The organism is Butyrivibrio sp. WCE2006 (assembly GCF_000701985.1).
Taxonomy (GTDB): Bacteria; Bacillota; Clostridia; order Lachnospirales; family Lachnospiraceae; genus Butyrivibrio.
Window position 1 is genome coordinate 89,772 of sequence record NZ_JNKH01000008.1, and the last position, 14,373, is coordinate 104,144.

15 protein-coding genes are annotated in these 14,373 nt (G+C 37.8%); 12 read left to right on the plus strand and 3 right to left on the minus strand.

The genetic code is table 11. The features are described from left to right. Nucleotides 1–329 precede the first annotated feature (329 nt). The 7 genes from T501_RS20110 (at nucleotide 330) to T501_RS07675 (ending at nucleotide 5,305) form a co-directional block, all read left to right on the plus strand. Nucleotides 330–1,106 carry a hypothetical protein gene (locus tag T501_RS20110; protein ID WP_050008189.1) on the plus strand — a complete coding sequence of 259 codons (777 nt, stop codon included), beginning with the start codon at nucleotides 330–332 and terminating at the stop codon, nucleotides 1,104–1,106. Between the two features lie 3 nt (nucleotides 1,107–1,109). Continuing rightward, nucleotides 1,110–1,886, plus strand: a complete 777-nt coding sequence (locus T501_RS07645) for a class I SAM-dependent methyltransferase (RefSeq protein WP_044914125.1) — start codon at nucleotides 1,110–1,112, stop codon at nucleotides 1,884–1,886. Between the two features lie 78 nt (nucleotides 1,887–1,964). Continuing rightward, on the plus strand, nucleotides 1,965–2,483 hold the full coding sequence (locus T501_RS07650) for an NUDIX hydrolase (protein WP_044914127.1): 519 nt from the start codon (nucleotides 1,965–1,967) through the stop codon (nucleotides 2,481–2,483). Next, entirely contained in the window at nucleotides 2,476–3,246 is a 771-nt protein-coding gene (locus T501_RS07655) for a class I SAM-dependent methyltransferase (protein ID WP_044914128.1), read from the plus strand. The genes T501_RS07650 and T501_RS07655 overlap by 8 nt, the downstream gene beginning before the upstream one ends. A gap of 534 nt (nucleotides 3,247–3,780) precedes the next feature. Continuing rightward, nucleotides 3,781–4,095, plus strand: coding sequence for a type II toxin-antitoxin system RelB/DinJ family antitoxin (locus tag T501_RS07665; RefSeq protein ID WP_026498735.1), 315 nt, complete (start codon nucleotides 3,781–3,783; stop codon nucleotides 4,093–4,095). Continuing rightward, a complete protein-coding gene (locus T501_RS07670) occupies nucleotides 4,092–4,427 on the plus strand; it encodes a type II toxin-antitoxin system RelE/ParE family toxin (RefSeq protein WP_044914130.1) in 336 nt (111 codons plus the stop codon). Before T501_RS07665 ends, T501_RS07670 begins: the two co-directional genes overlap by 4 nt. A gap of 407 nt (nucleotides 4,428–4,834) precedes the next feature. After that, entirely contained in the window at nucleotides 4,835–5,305 is a 471-nt protein-coding gene (locus T501_RS07675; RefSeq protein ID WP_050008190.1) for a GNAT family N-acetyltransferase, read from the plus strand. Nucleotides 5,306–5,844: 539 nt separating this feature from the next. On the opposite strand, the gene T501_RS07680 is transcribed toward T501_RS07675, so the two are convergent. Then, on the minus strand, nucleotides 5,845–6,315 hold the full coding sequence (locus T501_RS07680; protein WP_044914131.1) for an RpiB/LacA/LacB family sugar-phosphate isomerase: 471 nt from the start codon (nucleotides 6,313–6,315) through the stop codon (nucleotides 5,845–5,847). Between the two features lie 98 nt (nucleotides 6,316–6,413). Here T501_RS07680 and T501_RS07685 point away from each other — a divergent pair, with 98 nt between their 5' ends. The 5 genes from T501_RS07685 (at nucleotide 6,414) to T501_RS20115 (ending at nucleotide 12,095) form a co-directional block, all read left to right on the plus strand. Beyond that, complete coding sequence (locus tag T501_RS07685) at nucleotides 6,414–6,644, plus strand: hypothetical protein (RefSeq protein ID WP_207641185.1); 231 nt, start codon at nucleotides 6,414–6,416, stop codon at nucleotides 6,642–6,644. Between the two features lie 130 nt (nucleotides 6,645–6,774). Then, nucleotides 6,775–7,485: a hypothetical protein gene (locus T501_RS07690; protein WP_044914133.1), complete on the plus strand. Its 711-nt coding sequence runs from the start codon at nucleotides 6,775–6,777 to the stop codon at nucleotides 7,483–7,485. 1 nt (nucleotide 7,486) lies between these two features. Next, entirely contained in the window at nucleotides 7,487–8,143 is a 657-nt protein-coding gene (locus T501_RS22520; RefSeq protein WP_330377017.1) for a CD3324 family protein, read from the plus strand. Nucleotides 8,144–8,288: 145 nt separating this feature from the next. After that, the gene (locus tag T501_RS07700; protein ID WP_050008191.1) at nucleotides 8,289–10,655 is read left to right on the plus strand and encodes a DUF3160 domain-containing protein; all 2,367 of its coding nucleotides are present in this window, start codon (nucleotides 8,289–8,291) and stop codon (nucleotides 10,653–10,655) included. A gap of 6 nt (nucleotides 10,656–10,661) precedes the next feature. Continuing rightward, nucleotides 10,662–12,095 carry a CapA family protein gene (locus tag T501_RS20115; RefSeq protein WP_050008192.1) on the plus strand — a complete coding sequence of 478 codons (1,434 nt, stop codon included), beginning with the start codon at nucleotides 10,662–10,664 and terminating at the stop codon, nucleotides 12,093–12,095. 19 nt (nucleotides 12,096–12,114) lie between these two features. On the opposite strand, the gene T501_RS07710 is transcribed toward T501_RS20115, so the two are convergent. Then, nucleotides 12,115–12,768, minus strand: a complete 654-nt coding sequence (locus tag T501_RS07710) for a potassium channel family protein (protein ID WP_026510962.1) — start codon at nucleotides 12,766–12,768, stop codon at nucleotides 12,115–12,117. A 12-nt stretch (nucleotides 12,769–12,780) separates the two neighbouring features. Beyond that, complete coding sequence (locus T501_RS07715) at nucleotides 12,781–14,163, minus strand: TrkH family potassium uptake protein (protein ID WP_044914134.1); 1,383 nt, start codon at nucleotides 14,161–14,163, stop codon at nucleotides 12,781–12,783. Between the last annotated feature and the right edge of the window lie 210 nt (nucleotides 14,164–14,373).

Sequence of the window (14,373 nt, forward strand, 5' to 3'; positions counted from 1 at the left end):
TAATGCAATCATGAGGCTGGGAGTGTCGTTTTTAGGATGCTTTACGTGTTTGGAGGGATGCTCTGAGGCTTCTTGACACTTGCAGAAGGATATAGAGTGGAATGGAGTGTTGAATTTCCCAAGAAATAAAGAGAAAAAGTGATTTTCGACACTCGTATAAGTATTAGAGAAATATTCGAGTGTCGAAAGAAAGCGTGTGATGCCCCAAAAGACACTTCTGACAAGATCACAAGTTATCTGGAGTGTTATCAAAGAAAGGCTGAAATTAAATAAAAAGCAATAATAAATGTAATCTGGAGGAAAAGGCAATACAAGACTATTCAAATGAATTGAAGCAGCAGATCAAATGGCTTGATCAGCTTATAACCGCAACAAGGAAATCTCTAAATGCTATAAAAGTTAGTGACGACAGACCGGTCAGAAGCTCAAAGAGAAAGAATGGATATCAATACTATTTACAGAAAGATGACGGTAAGCTGGAATATGTTAAAGAAAAGGATATTTATAAGGTAAAGCGTATTGTTCAAAGAGACTACTACGCTGCGCTATTGGATAATTTGTTGACAGTGCGATACCGTATTGAAAGGTTTACAAAAATATATGATATTGGTTCTATTGTAAGAGTTTATGATGACTTAAGCGAAGCCAGAAAAGCGTTGGTAACGCCACTATTTCCCTCCGATGAAGCATATATTACAGATTGGAGAGCGCATAACATCGGAGAAACCAATACTTTTCCTGAGAAGGGGAAATATCTGACGGCAAGGGGAGAATTTGTCAGATCAAAATCAGAAAAGATATTGGCAGACATGTTTGAAAAGTTCGACATTCCTTACGTCTATGAGCCTCAAATAGCTCTTCCCAATGGGAAAAAACTATACCCTGATTTTGCATTGCTTAATGTGCGAACAAGAAAAACGATCTATTGGGAGCATTTTGGGTTAATAACGGACGGGGATTATGCCAGACACGCGTTGTTAAAGATTAATCAGTTTGATAAGATGGGAATTGAAGTGGGAAAAGAGTTGGTTATTTCTATGGAATCCGATGAAATAACGCTGGACATTAAGCAAATAGAAAAGAAGATAAAGGAGTTTTTGTTATAATTCATGATGGATAATAAGGCATTTGACTCTAAAAGAATAGCGCATGGCTATGCCAAGAGACCCTGGCTTCATAAGTCAGTGATAGAGCAGCTCAAGAAAGACTTAAGACTTCCTGAGGATTATATGTTCAAAAATGGTCTTGACGTGGGTTGCGGAGCAGGGCTTTCAACCAAGGCACTGAGGCTCATTTGTGACAAGGTGACAGGAACAGATATAGCTGAATCGATGGTTGAAGTATGCAATGAGATTTATGGCACAGACAAGTCATACTCCTTTTATGCGGCAAAGGCGGAAGAAACAAGGATTCCGGATGAAAAATACGATATTGTAACGGCAGCAGGATGCATCAACTGGGTTGATGAAAAGAAGTTCATGAAGAATATGGCTGAAATTCTGGATGATAATGGGCTTGTTGTAATCTATGATTTTGGGATTACAGACAGAATGGTAGGAAATGATGCCTATACCGGATGGTACCGGGATGAGTATCTGAGCAGATTTCCTAAGCCGCCAAGAAAAGAAAACAAGTGGACTCAGGCTGACCTGATTGAAGGCTTTGTCATGGAAAAGCAGACAGAATATGACATGGAGTACCATTTTACCCTTGATAAGTTCGTGGATTTTATGATGATCCAGTCTAATGTTAATGCTCAGATAGAGAACGGAAATGTCAGTGCTGATGAGACAAGAAAATGGATGATGGAATCCTTGTCTCCGGTTTTTGATGGGATAGAAAGACAGCTAGTATTCTATGGATACAGCTGGTATATACGGAAATGAAGAATATAGTGTGAAAATAATAGTTGTAGATGTACAAAAGGGAATTACCAATCAAAGAAAATGTTTGTTGGAGGAGATATGGAATATAATTGCGGATTTACGCAGGACAATAAGTGGTTTAGGTACCGCGCAGCAGCCATTATTGTAGAAAATGGTTGCGTACTTTTTGCCGGGAATGAAAAGGATGATTACTACTATTCAATTGGCGGTGCTGTTCATATGGGAGAAACCGCTGAGGATGCAGCTAAAAGAGAGGTGTTTGAAGAAACAGGCATTCATTATGAAATTGATCATCTTGCCGTTATTCATGAAAACTTCTTTAATGAAAATAAGGGAGCATTAAAAGGCATGGACTGTCATGAGATAGCATTTTATTTTGTGATGAAGTCCAGAGGAACAAGGCAGCTAAACAGTGACAGTTATACACAGGGTGTCAGGGAGAGCATGCACTGGCTTCCCATATCAGAGCTAGATAAGTACAAAGCATTTCCGACTTTTATGAAAGAATATTTGCAATCAAATCATGATGGGGTAGAACATATTGTTTCAGACGAGAGAAACTTAATAGGTGGGGAGACTACTACGTTTTATGCGTGATGAAGAGATAATAGAGATTAACAGAAACTACTGGGATGAGCATGCAGATTTATGGTTTGGGACTACAGCGCTTCCTGAGTATGGGGTTCGTTTTCCAACTGAAGATGATCTTAAATTATTTGGGAATGTAAATGATAAGAAGATGCTTGAAATCTGCTGTGGTAGTGGGCATTCTCTTTTATATAATGCAAAAAGAGGAGCAGGAGAGCTTTGGGGAATTGATTTATCTCAAAAGCAGCTTGATAACGCTGCAAAGCTTTTACAAGAAAATGGATATACAGTGAATCTTGCCTGCGCCAAAATGGAGGATGAACTAAATGTTCCCAAGAACTATTTTGACTATGTCTATTCTATTTATGGCATCGGATGGACAACGGATCTGCAGGGAACGTTTGACAAGATAGCAGCTTACCTTAAAAAGGACGGCGTGTTTATATTTAGCTGGCATCATACACTTAACTATTGCATAGCCTGGTCCTGTGCCGAGAGGAAGGATGTTTTTGATGGTGATAAGCTTTCTATGACAAAAAGCTATTATGATGAAAGTTACTTCAAGATGCCTGTTCATGATAGTGAGATAGTGCTGTGTAATCGCAAGATATCCACATATATAAACGCGCTTGCAAAAGCAGGATTTGTGATAGAGCAGCTTGTTGAGGAATGCGATGAAGCATCCAGAAATGCATCAGGAGGTGTGGATGCAAAGACTAGAAAAGCCAAAATGCTACCGCTATCATTTTGTATAAAAGCAAGGAAACTTTAGAAGGCAATAGTGTTTAATCGGTGAAAAGTGTGTTACAATCGCATTGTCACTCGTGACAATAAAATGACAATACAATCTTAGAAAAATGTATTGAAATCATTCAAATCGTTCAGAAATGAACTGATAATGAACGAAAACATCATGTTTTGCACCACATAGCAAATTTATATTTGCGAGCTTGAATAGACGATAAATTGTGGGAATCCGCTTAAACAGTGGGTTCCCTTTTTTAGTGGTTGCAAAATGGTTGCAAAAATTTTGCATTCACTCTTTTCAAGAATCTTAAGCCGGATAAAGGTGCAAAATCAATTTGTGGAGATATTACAAAGGTACACTATGTATTGGTTTCCTTACCAAGCGAAATGGGAACTTTATCAGATGGGAGCCCCACCATACGCCGTCAAGTATAGAAAATTACTAGGATTGGAAGGATATTGGCATGAAGAGTTATGAACATAGAATGAAATTTCAACCTGACCGTTGTATATCTAATAGATATACATTAAAATAAAGACAGAAAGAGAGGTGATATGTATGGCAAACAAAACAGCAACCATCCTGGCAAGAGTTGAGCCTGAAGTAAAAGAAGAAGCAGAGGAGATTCTGAGCCAGCTTGGTATATCAAGCTCTGTAGTCATAAATGCACTTTATAAGAAAATTATAAGAACAAGGGGAATACCTTTTACATTCGACTTATCTACTAATCCTGTAGCCAGGGATGAAATGACCGACAGGGAATTCGACATTATGATGGAAAGAGGCCTTTCGCAGGCAAAAAATAATGAGAGCCGCCCTGCAAAAGATGTTATTTCTGACATTAAAAAGGATATAAGGGAGTGGACGCGTTGAACAGATTTGAAGTTAGACTGACCAGGCAGGCGGAAGAACAGCTCCGATGTATTGCATGGCATATAGCAGTTGTATTGAAAAATCCGGATGCTGCAGAGACTCTTATGGATTCATTTGATGAACTTCTTGAAAATCTTTCAGTAAATCCTGAGAAATGGTTTCTTGTAGATGAAGAACCATGGAGAACGGAAGGAGTCAGGAAAACAAATATTGGAAATTATCTTGTTTATTTCTGGATTGATGTTGAACACGCTGCGGTACAGGTTACCGGTATTGTTCACAGTTCAAGGGATCAGGATAAATATTTAAAGCAGATGATTTTAGATGAGTGATACTTTGAAATTATGCTATTCAAATTTCATTATTACCATCGGTGTTTGGCTTACTATTTAAAAACAGTCTTAGCTAGAGGCTGTTTTTTGATATATGGAAAGATGTGTCACTAATACTTTTTTCTTACGTTATAGTAATAAAAGAAAAAATTTGTTATGGTCGTTACCTTTGCATTTTGGTTGCAAAAAGTTATAAAAAGCAAAAAAATCGATGGAATTAATGTAAAACCATAACAATATATAGCTATAAAAGAAAATTAATCTCACTAGATGTTGATGCTTTTCTAGAATTAGAGTAATATCTGTTGGTCTACATATGGATTTGAAGCAGTGTCGAAAGACTTTCAAGTGATTTAAAACCCCCGAATTCGGGGTTTTTTTTAATGGGCTTTAGGGAGAGGAAGTAAATGGAAGAACTGAAATTGCAAGGCATGACGAGAAAACTTTGCCACGAACTTTATAAACAATGGGAAAATGATGAATCTATCTATATGGATATGGGGTTATTCAAACCATATGTATATAACGAAGATGTGGTAAACAGATATTTTGATTCCAAGCAAGATTCATCAAGAATAATGTTTGTAATCATGCTTTCCGGAAAGACTATCGGCGAATTGCAGCTAAAGCAAATTGATTATGATAAGAAGGAATGCACACTTAGTATCCACATGCAGAATGATAAGGTTAAGGGCAAGGGATACGGAACAGAAGCTGAGCGCCTGGCTATTCAGTATGCATTTGAAGAACTGGGAATGCTAGCTGTCAACGCTGATACTGTTGCAAAGAACGTAAGAAGTCAGCATATACTCGATAAGCATGGGTTTAAGTTTATTAGGGAGGAAGGCGATTTCAAGTATTATCAACTGCGGAGATAATCTGCCAAACAAAGGAAAGAGCGGAACGTTTTGTGCAATAATTGACAAGTAAACGAGAGAACTGCACCCTAGTGCTACTGTCATCAAATAAGTCGACTTTATTACTTGTCTAAATTGTCTTCTGCTGCGTTGGCGTCAATCGCCTTGCAGAAGAACAATTTATACTTCGTAAAAAGTAGAGGTATTTAATGACAGCAGCACTAGTGTCTTGTCTGAATGACAATTTGATAAATTACTTGTCTAATTCTCAATACGCTTCGTCATCTTCAATCGCCGTAGCCACCGCTACGACTCATTCAGATTCCTAGCCTATTGAGAATGATACTTCGTAATTAAATCAAAAGTCACCCAGACAAAACACTAGTAACGCATGCTTTCTTCATGTATACATTTATTGTGGGGATGATTGTGGAACATAATTGTAGGTTTACAGATGCGGTTTTACATAGATAACGAGGTGACCGCGATATATGGCATCTCCGGTGGTGATCTTACTTACGGAGTTCTTAAACATCTCGACTATGAAAAACCGCTTAATATCATTTCAGTTCACTTACCGGTACGCAGCATTTATCGTTAATATCGCATACCTTTTGAACTCTTCTTCTGTATTTCTCATCCATAAGAGGGTCAGTATTAAGCCAGGTTTTTACTATCTCCATGGAAATAAGAGTGCCTATTATTTTAGCGCCAAGGCAGAGTATATTGGAATCCGTATGCTGACGGGCAAGGGTGGCACAAAGGGGATCCTGGCATACAGCGGCATAACAGCCATTTATCTTGTTTGCGATGAGTGCGCTGCCATATCCAACTCCATCACAGAAGATTCCTCTGTCACATTCACCCTTAGCTACTGAGAGAGCTGCAGGGTAAACAAAATCGGAAAGATCGCAGCTTTCCTCATCATAGGTTCCGAAATCCTCAACTTCGTAGCCATTTTCTAATAGATATTTCTTGATTTCGTTCTTCATTGCAGTTCCGGCGTGATCATTTGCCATTGCTATTTTCATGGAATCATCCTCCTATACAAAGCAGAATATAAGGTTTTCTACAAACATCATAACATTTATAATTATCTAAGGGAAAGCGTAAATGCCTGAATATATTATTGTCATGGGAGAAGACCCGGATAGATTTGTATATATGGAACTACAATAAGAATCTTCAAGCTGAAAGGAATATGTACGAAGGCTTAAAAAGAATTATTGTATGCACGAACAGCAATCTGGTTGCACCTAAGAACTATGAGTCGGTTGGATTTGATTTGTATGACAGAAAAACGAATGATACAGAATACGCTTATACAGGGGATTATCTGTATTATGAGATAGTACTATGACAAAAGAGAATGAGTAAAGTTTCATTATAACGATTCTTTCTATATGACATAGCGCAGATGTTCGTTATTATTCTTTTTGTAAGGCGCCGATACTAAAAAGCAAACATGATAATACGAAAGGATGATAAAAATGAACAGAGATATTTTTATAAAAAATCTGACTGTTGATAAGATTGAAATGAGTCCAAAGGGCAGATGTGCCAATGAACTTTCAGTAGAAGAGTTTGAAAAGAACTATGAACATTTTTTTGATATGATCTTTGAGATAGCTGCAGCTGACATTTCTTCCTTAACCGGATACGGTGAATTTGACGAAGATAATAAAGCACCATTTGCTACCTTCGAAGAGTTTGTCCGGGAGACCTTTAATGAGAATCAGGAAGGTTATTGGCATAATTGGACACAGATGTTTGAGACAACTTTCTTGAAGAAAGACTATTTTGATAGTATATATGCAAAGATCATGCAGTATGAACCCTACTGTGAAGGTCAAAGATTCCTTGCAAACAATAACACATTTTTTGTTAACATGATCGTGGATGATGCAGGAAAAGTATACTGCGCAGATTGGGGACGTGCCGGGATAATGGACTTTTTGATGGATTTTGCTATTCTCGATCTCAACAAGCCATATCTACTGGTTCCGGAAAAGTTGTATGCATATGCCGTGAAAAAGAATATTGAGATAAAGAACTTTAGGGAACGATTTCTTTGTATGGCGTATTTTAAAGGGCTTCATACACTCATGTGGCACTCTTCCATCGATGATATTGAGTCCTGTGAATCCATTACTAAATCAATAAATGAACTGGAAGAACGATTGAACAGACTGACTAAGTAATATGAAATATGAAAATGCCAAGGATATTCTCCCTGCAAGCCTTTTGGAGGAAGTGCAAAAGTATGCAGAAGGAAAAGTAATCTATATACCAAAAAACGAAAAATCAAAGGGTTGGGGAGAAGCATCCGGATATCGTAAAAAACTGAATAAGAGAAATGCTGTCATTTGCAGCAGATATGCGGCTGGTGCCGGAATAATGGAACTGGCTGAGGAGTTTTACCTGTCTCCCGAATCAATTAAAAAGATTGTATATGGAAAGAAGATAAAGCTTCCTGAGTATTCACCATCTATATATTCTGCCGAGCAGTATTCGAATGCAGGTGTAGGCGAAGAATGGGCAAGGATATACCTGGAGAACGCAGGATTGGAAATGCCTGGTGAATCGAAGTTTTTCTTATCTGAACTTGTAAAGATTCCGCTTCGCCTTATAGAGGATGATGGCAGGGAATGTGCCGGGGAAGAGTCGGATTGCGGTGCTGATGTACCGCTGATTATCATATTTGAGAATCACAGATTTAGAAGTTTCTGTGGAGGAAGTTATCTGGCTCTTTTGAGAAAGGAAAAGAAAAATGCCCACCAGGCATTTGTTTTCATCAGAAACGAGGAATACAGTTATTACTTGAATAATTTCGGAAAGCAGTTTCAGAGAGGGAAATGAACTTATAACAAAAAGCTACCGGTATGAGCACATGAAGACATAATAGTGCGTTGAAGTGTATTAAGCATTGATGTAGATTTTGTGATATACTTTATATTGTCACATCGAAAACGTAATTTCATATTATTAGATGAGGGAAATAACAATGAGAAAAAGGACAATATCAATGATTTTGGCCCTGACTATTGTTTTATCAGGGTGTTCATCTGCAAATAGTGCTAATACTGCTTCGAATGATACTTCTACTGAAAATACGGGAAAAGCTGAAGAAACTGATGCTACGGGAACGGAAAAGACATCTGATGAGTCTGATGAAACAGTAGAAGACGACCAGAAGAATGATACTTCCGTAGATAGTGAGGTTGAGGTACAGGATGAAGATACCGAAGATGGTTCAGAAAATGAGGATGCTGAATCAGATTCTTCTGAAGGCATTAAAGTAAATAATGTTTACCTGCTTGGAGATAAAGAAGAAATATATTATGACGAAAATCTTGTTCCTTCCGTGCCTGCTTATAAAGTGGCGGATGATTTTTCTAATGTAGAATACGATGAAAGATTTGACTATATTTTCAATCCTGAAAATGCCAGTGAGTATAATGATCCCGGAAAGCTTAGGGACCTGCTTATTAAAAACTCATTTGCGGTTACAGATTCGGATTACGATGAATTCTTCGATATTTATGAAGCAAACAGATACAATATGTTTCCGAGCTTCATAACTGTAGATTCATTAATGCATACATACCACTTATATTTTTCATATTTGATGAAAAAGACAGAGTCTAACTATCTTTCGGATAAGCTAAAAGCTCTCAGTGAGTCTATGCTTAATATAACAAAGGAGCAATATGAAGAATTAAAGGGAACAGCTTATGAGAAATCAGCTCTGGCTAACCTTGAATTTTTCTATATTGGTAATCTGTTATTGGATGATTCCGTAAAAGCGCCAATAGATGACAAAGCCTTCAGCAAAGTTGTAAAAGCTGAATATGACAAGATAATGGCTGCTGAAGGAATAGATGAATGTGCAGTATCAGGTGATAAGGAAGACTATAGCCAGTATAAGCCCAGGGGATATTATGAAGGCGATGAGAAAATGGAAAAGTACTTCCGCACCATGATGTGGTATGGAAGGATTCCTTTTGCATTTGAGGATGAGGACAAACTTAGAAGTGCAATTCTTATCACAAAAGCTGTTTCAGAGAATCCGGATGACTGGATGAGTATATATAATATTACAAGCTTTTTCGCAGGAACTTCGGATGATCCGGGATATATATGTCTTTCAGAGATACTCGATAATAGTTATGGCAAGATTCCTGAGATTTCTGAAATAGCAGAAAATGAAGAAGCTTTTGGTAAGGTTGCTGACGCAGTTAAGAAGCTGGATCCTCCTAAAATCAATTCCATACCGGTTATGGAAACCGAGGAGAATGTAATTCCTTCCTTCAGATTTATGGGACAAAGATTTACTATTGATGCTGCTATAATGCAGAGACTTATTTATCGTTCTGTCGAGGAAAACAGTAAAGACGAGAAGAGATATCTTCCTGATGCACTGGATACAGCTGCTGTCCTTGGATCAGAAGAAGCATTTAAAATACTTGATGAGCAGGGAGCAACCGATTTTAAAAATTATACAGATAATGTAACTACTCTTAAGAGCTATTTTGCAGGAGATGATCCTGAGCTTTGGAATGTGAGCCTTTATTCCGGGTGGTTAAACACATTAAGACCGCTTCTTGAAAAGAAGACGGAAGGTTATCCTTCATATATGCTTTCTGATGATTGGGCAAAGAAAGATCTGGAAACCTTTGCAGGTTCTTATACTGAACTTAAACACGACACCATTTTGTATGCAAAACAAGTTCTTGCAGAAATGGGTGGTGGAGAAGATGATGAGATTCCTGATGATAGAGGTTATGTAGATCCCGAACCAAAGGTATACAGCAGATTTGCATTCCTTTCCACAAAGACAAAAGAAGGACTGGATTCCTTTGGAATGATTGATGATAATGCAAAAAAGGATCTGGATCTTTTGTCAGAGATAGCACTGCGACTTCTTGCAATATCGGAAAAGGAGCTTAAGAACGAGGAGCTTACTGAAGAGGATTATGATTTCATAAGGGAGTACGGTGGAAATCTCGAGCATTTCTGGATTGAGGCTAATAAAGAGAATGTAGATGAGGATCTTATTTACAGTTATCAGGCTCCGTGTCCGGTGGTTGCAGATATTGCAACTGATCCAAATGGAGAGGTTCTTGAGGTAGGAACAGGAACAGCAAATACAATTTATGTAGTATTTCCGATTGATAATGGAAAACTTCATGTAGGAAAAGGAAGTGTTTACAGCTTCTATCAGTTTACAGTTCCGATTTCTAACCGTATGACTGATTCAGAGTGGCGTGAAGCGCTGTCAAACGGACACTTTGATGATGACTGGAACTGGGTTGAAAATGAGGATTCACCGGAAAAACCTGATTGGACAAAGGGATATCTCATAAAGTAAAAATATATGAGTAAGAAAAGGTTATGGCTGCTGCTATTATTGGCGGCAGCCTTTTTTATTACAATTTCATATAGGCAGGGACTTAGCGTAAGGGCAGCAGAGCTGCAATCACTTCCCGAATGGATCATGTGGAACGAAAAGACAGTGACTGTGACAGATCAGATTAAGCTTAGTCTCTCCGAAAAAAGTGCAACAATATACAATAGTTCCGGAAAAGAAATATGGAAGAGTGGTAAAGAGATTTTTGTTCAGGATGCTTTTATTACTGATCTGGATAGAGATAATGATGAAGAGCTGATACTTCTTTTGTGGAAAATTGGCAGATATGGTAAAGCTATGCCATTCTGGGTTACCGATGATGAAGACAGCTTTTCTCAGCACATATTCATCTATGATATTGAAGAGGAAAATGTCAGACAAAAATGGTGTGCCTCTGATATAGGGATGTTTGTGCGACGAATGAAGCTCATGGAGAAAAACAATGCCATTATTTTGACGGAAGATTTAGATGATAATTGTTCACTTTGGACCTGGAAAGGTTTTGGGCTAAAAAACATTGATAATGGGGTAAAATTTATTGCTTTTGGGGATAACATAATTCATAAAACAATTTATGAGCATGCCTTTAATTATGAAGCTGGAAGCTTTGATTTTTTATATAAGCCGTTTTTAAAGGAAATTAATTCTGCAGATATTGCTTCGATACAGGCAGAGACAATACTTGTTGATAAAAAGGCAGCAGTTTCCGGATATCCGTTTTTCGGATCACCGCTTGAGGTTGGCGAAGCAATAAAGAAAGCAGGCTTTGATATAGCTGTTTGCGGAAACAATCATGCGCTTGATAAAGGAATATACGGAATAGATGTTACAACTGATTTTTATAATGATAACGATATTGCGGTTTTGGGAATTCAAAATAGTAAAGATATAGAATACAGACCTTATGAAGTTTTCAGCAAAAATGGCATAAAACTTGCGCTTTTTAGCTACACGTATGGAACAGGAGAAATGGATGCATCGGAAAGATATCCTTACACTGTGCACTATTTTCCAAAGACTGAAGAAGAAAAGAAGCGCCTTATGGAAGATATCAAGAAGGCCAGGAATGAAGCGGATTTTGTTGTGGTATATGCCCATTGGGGAGATGAATATAAAACAGAGATAAGTGATTATCAAAAGGAGATGACAGAACTGCTTGCAAATGCTGGGGCAGACGTAGTTATAGGAACTCATCCACATGTATTGCAGAAATATGAATTGCTTAAACGACCTGATGGAGGAGACATGCTGGTATATTATTCCCTCGGAAACTTCAGGGCTGATCAGAAAATGTCTGATGAGACAAAGGTAGGAGGGGAGGCTTTATTTACCATAAAGTATACCTATGACGGAATAAAAATAACAGATTATAGTCTGAAAAAAATCGATGCTACCTATTAGTAGTGCGATCCAGCGTGCTTTATTCAAGCCGCTGGATTCTTTTTATGTCATTCTTCTCGACAATTATCATGAGTAAGTTTTCTTCTTTTAGTTTTTGTGAAGGATTGACGTAGCCCCAGTATCCGCCTTTGTTTTTTATAGCGGCCACATTCATGTTGTACTTTCTTCGGAGGTCAAGTTCAATGAGGTTTTTGCCGATCCAGTTCTTTTTTGGCTGCAATTCTATCATGCAGAGATTTTCATCAAGCTCGAAATAGTCCTGAATAAATTGTGATGCAAGAATCATGGCAGAACGTATACCGCCTTCCTTTTCAGGGAAAATAATCTTATCTGCACCTAATCTTGTGAGGAGATTTATCATTCGTGGGGATGAGGCCTTGGCTATGACAACCGGGACCCCTTTCTCTTTGGCAATCGTAACACACATGATACTGGCGGCAATATTGCTGCTCATACAGGTTATCACCACATCAAGATTCTGTAGACCAAGAGCTAAGATTTCATCTTCATTTTCAAGGTCAGCACATACCGCAGATGTGACTTTTGAAGCCATATCACGCACAGTTTTTTCATCATGATCTGCAATAAGTACATCCTGACCGAGATCATATAATGTTTCTGCCAGACTGGCGCCGTATTTTCCTAATCCCAAAACACCTATAGATTTTTTCATTTTATTCCTTCCTTATCCAACATAAAATGTGCCTTCAGCATGATTTATTTTATTCTTATCATATTTTTTACGAGATAACAGAGCAACTAACGAAACGGGTCCGATTCTTCCAAGATACATGGCAAGAATAACAGTTAATCTGCCACCGATATTAAGCGAGGAAGTCATCCCTCTTGTAAGCCCGACAGTACCGCATGCACTAATAATTTCAAAAAGTATATCTTCCAGAGGGGCAGGGTTTACTATTGAAAGCAAAAGTGAAAGGGTGAAAATGGCCACAGCTCCAATAAATGCTACAGCAGAAGCTTTTCTCATTGATTCACTGGTAACTCTGCGTTTGAAAACAACATCTTCTTCAAGATGTGCAACGTATGACTTTACATTCATAATAAGTAAGAATATTGTTACAGTTTTGATACCGCCGGCGGTTCCTATTGGAGATCCACCAATGAACATTAATACGTATGCTATTATACAGGATGATATGGTGAGTTTTTCCTGAGAAAACGTAGCAAAACCGGCAGTTCTCAGGGTTATGGATTCAAACAGGGAATTTGCCAGTTTGGCACCAAATCCCAGCTCTCCTATAGTATAGGGATTATTGTATTCTGTTAACAAAAACAGTAACATTCCGCTGATAATCAGAATCCCTGTAAAAGTAATAACGAGTTTGCTGTGTTCTGAGAGCCTTGTAATAATTGTGAATGGAGAAAATCTCCTGGATAAGCCCTGCTTAAATGTATGTAAAATATCGAACCAGACAACAAATCCTATACCACCCATAACGATCAGAATCATTGTAACACTCATAACAATGGGATTGCTTCTATAATCGATTAAACTGTTTGAGCCTATGATATCCATTCCGGCATTGCAGAAAGCAGATATTGCATTAAAAACAGAAATCCATAGGCCTCGCCTTACGCCAAATTCCGGGATAAATACAAAGGAATAAAATATTGCACCTATTCCTTCCATAATAAACGTTCCTTTTAGAACTCTGATAAGGAAAAGAAGGAGCTTTGAATTCGAATTTAAGTTAAAGGAATCCTGAAGAAGAAGCCTGTCTCCGAGAGTGAATTTTCTATGAGTAATCACCATAAGCATTGATGCAATGGTAATCATTCCAAGTCCGCCTATCTGAATAAGGATAAGGATTATAAGTTGACCGAAAAGACTCCAATGAGCATAGGTGTCAACTACAACAAGACCTGTGACACAAACTGATGTTGTAGCAGTAAATAATGCAGTAACAAAACCTGTATGATTCCCATTGGAAGATGAAAATGGCAGCATCAGCAGAATGGTACCCATGAGAATGGTTATGAAGAAACTTGCAGGTATAATCTGTACAGGTGTCGGTTTGAATTTTTTTAGGTTGAATAATTCCGTCATCTATTTATTAATCCTTAGAGGTTAAAGTATTTTTGTCTGATAATTTGTTTCCTTGAATGCCAATTATAGCAGATAAAATCACTACATAACATTATAGATTTTTGAATTTCCGAAGAAATAGTGTAGCCAGGTTACTGTTTAAACAGCTATGTGTAAGTGCTATGCAGAGCGTGCCTATTGAATTATATAAACGAAATCATGGTTACTGTT

Bases quoted from the DNA above. Each gene is read 5' to 3' on its own strand.
- T501_RS07645 (WP_044914125.1), top strand. From the start codon at position 1,110: ATGATGGATAATAAGGCATTTGACTCTAAAAGAATAGCGCATGGCTAT.
- T501_RS07650 (WP_044914127.1), top strand. From the start codon at position 1,965: ATGGAATATAATTGCGGATTTACGCAGGACAATAAGTGGTTTAGGTAC.
- T501_RS07655 (WP_044914128.1), top strand. From the start codon at position 2,476: ATGCGTGATGAAGAGATAATAGAGATTAACAGAAACTACTGGGATGAG.
- T501_RS07665 (WP_026498735.1), top strand. From the start codon at position 3,781: ATGGCAAACAAAACAGCAACCATCCTGGCAAGAGTTGAGCCTGAAGTA.
- T501_RS07675 (WP_050008190.1), top strand. From the start codon at position 4,835: ATGGAAGAACTGAAATTGCAAGGCATGACGAGAAAACTTTGCCACGAA.
- T501_RS07680 (WP_044914131.1), bottom strand. From the start codon at position 6,315: ATGAAAATAGCAATGGCAAATGATCACGCCGGAACTGCAATGAAGAAC.
- T501_RS07690 (WP_044914133.1), top strand. From the start codon at position 6,775: ATGAACAGAGATATTTTTATAAAAAATCTGACTGTTGATAAGATTGAA.
- T501_RS22520 (WP_330377017.1), top strand. From the start codon at position 7,487: ATGAAATATGAAAATGCCAAGGATATTCTCCCTGCAAGCCTTTTGGAG.
- T501_RS07700 (WP_050008191.1), top strand. From the start codon at position 8,289: ATGAGAAAAAGGACAATATCAATGATTTTGGCCCTGACTATTGTTTTA.
- T501_RS20115 (WP_050008192.1), top strand. From the start codon at position 10,662: ATGAGTAAGAAAAGGTTATGGCTGCTGCTATTATTGGCGGCAGCCTTT.
- T501_RS07710 (WP_026510962.1), bottom strand. From the start codon at position 12,768: ATGAAAAAATCTATAGGTGTTTTGGGATTAGGAAAATACGGCGCCAGT.
- T501_RS07715 (WP_044914134.1), bottom strand. From the start codon at position 14,163: ATGACGGAATTATTCAACCTAAAAAAATTCAAACCGACACCTGTACAG.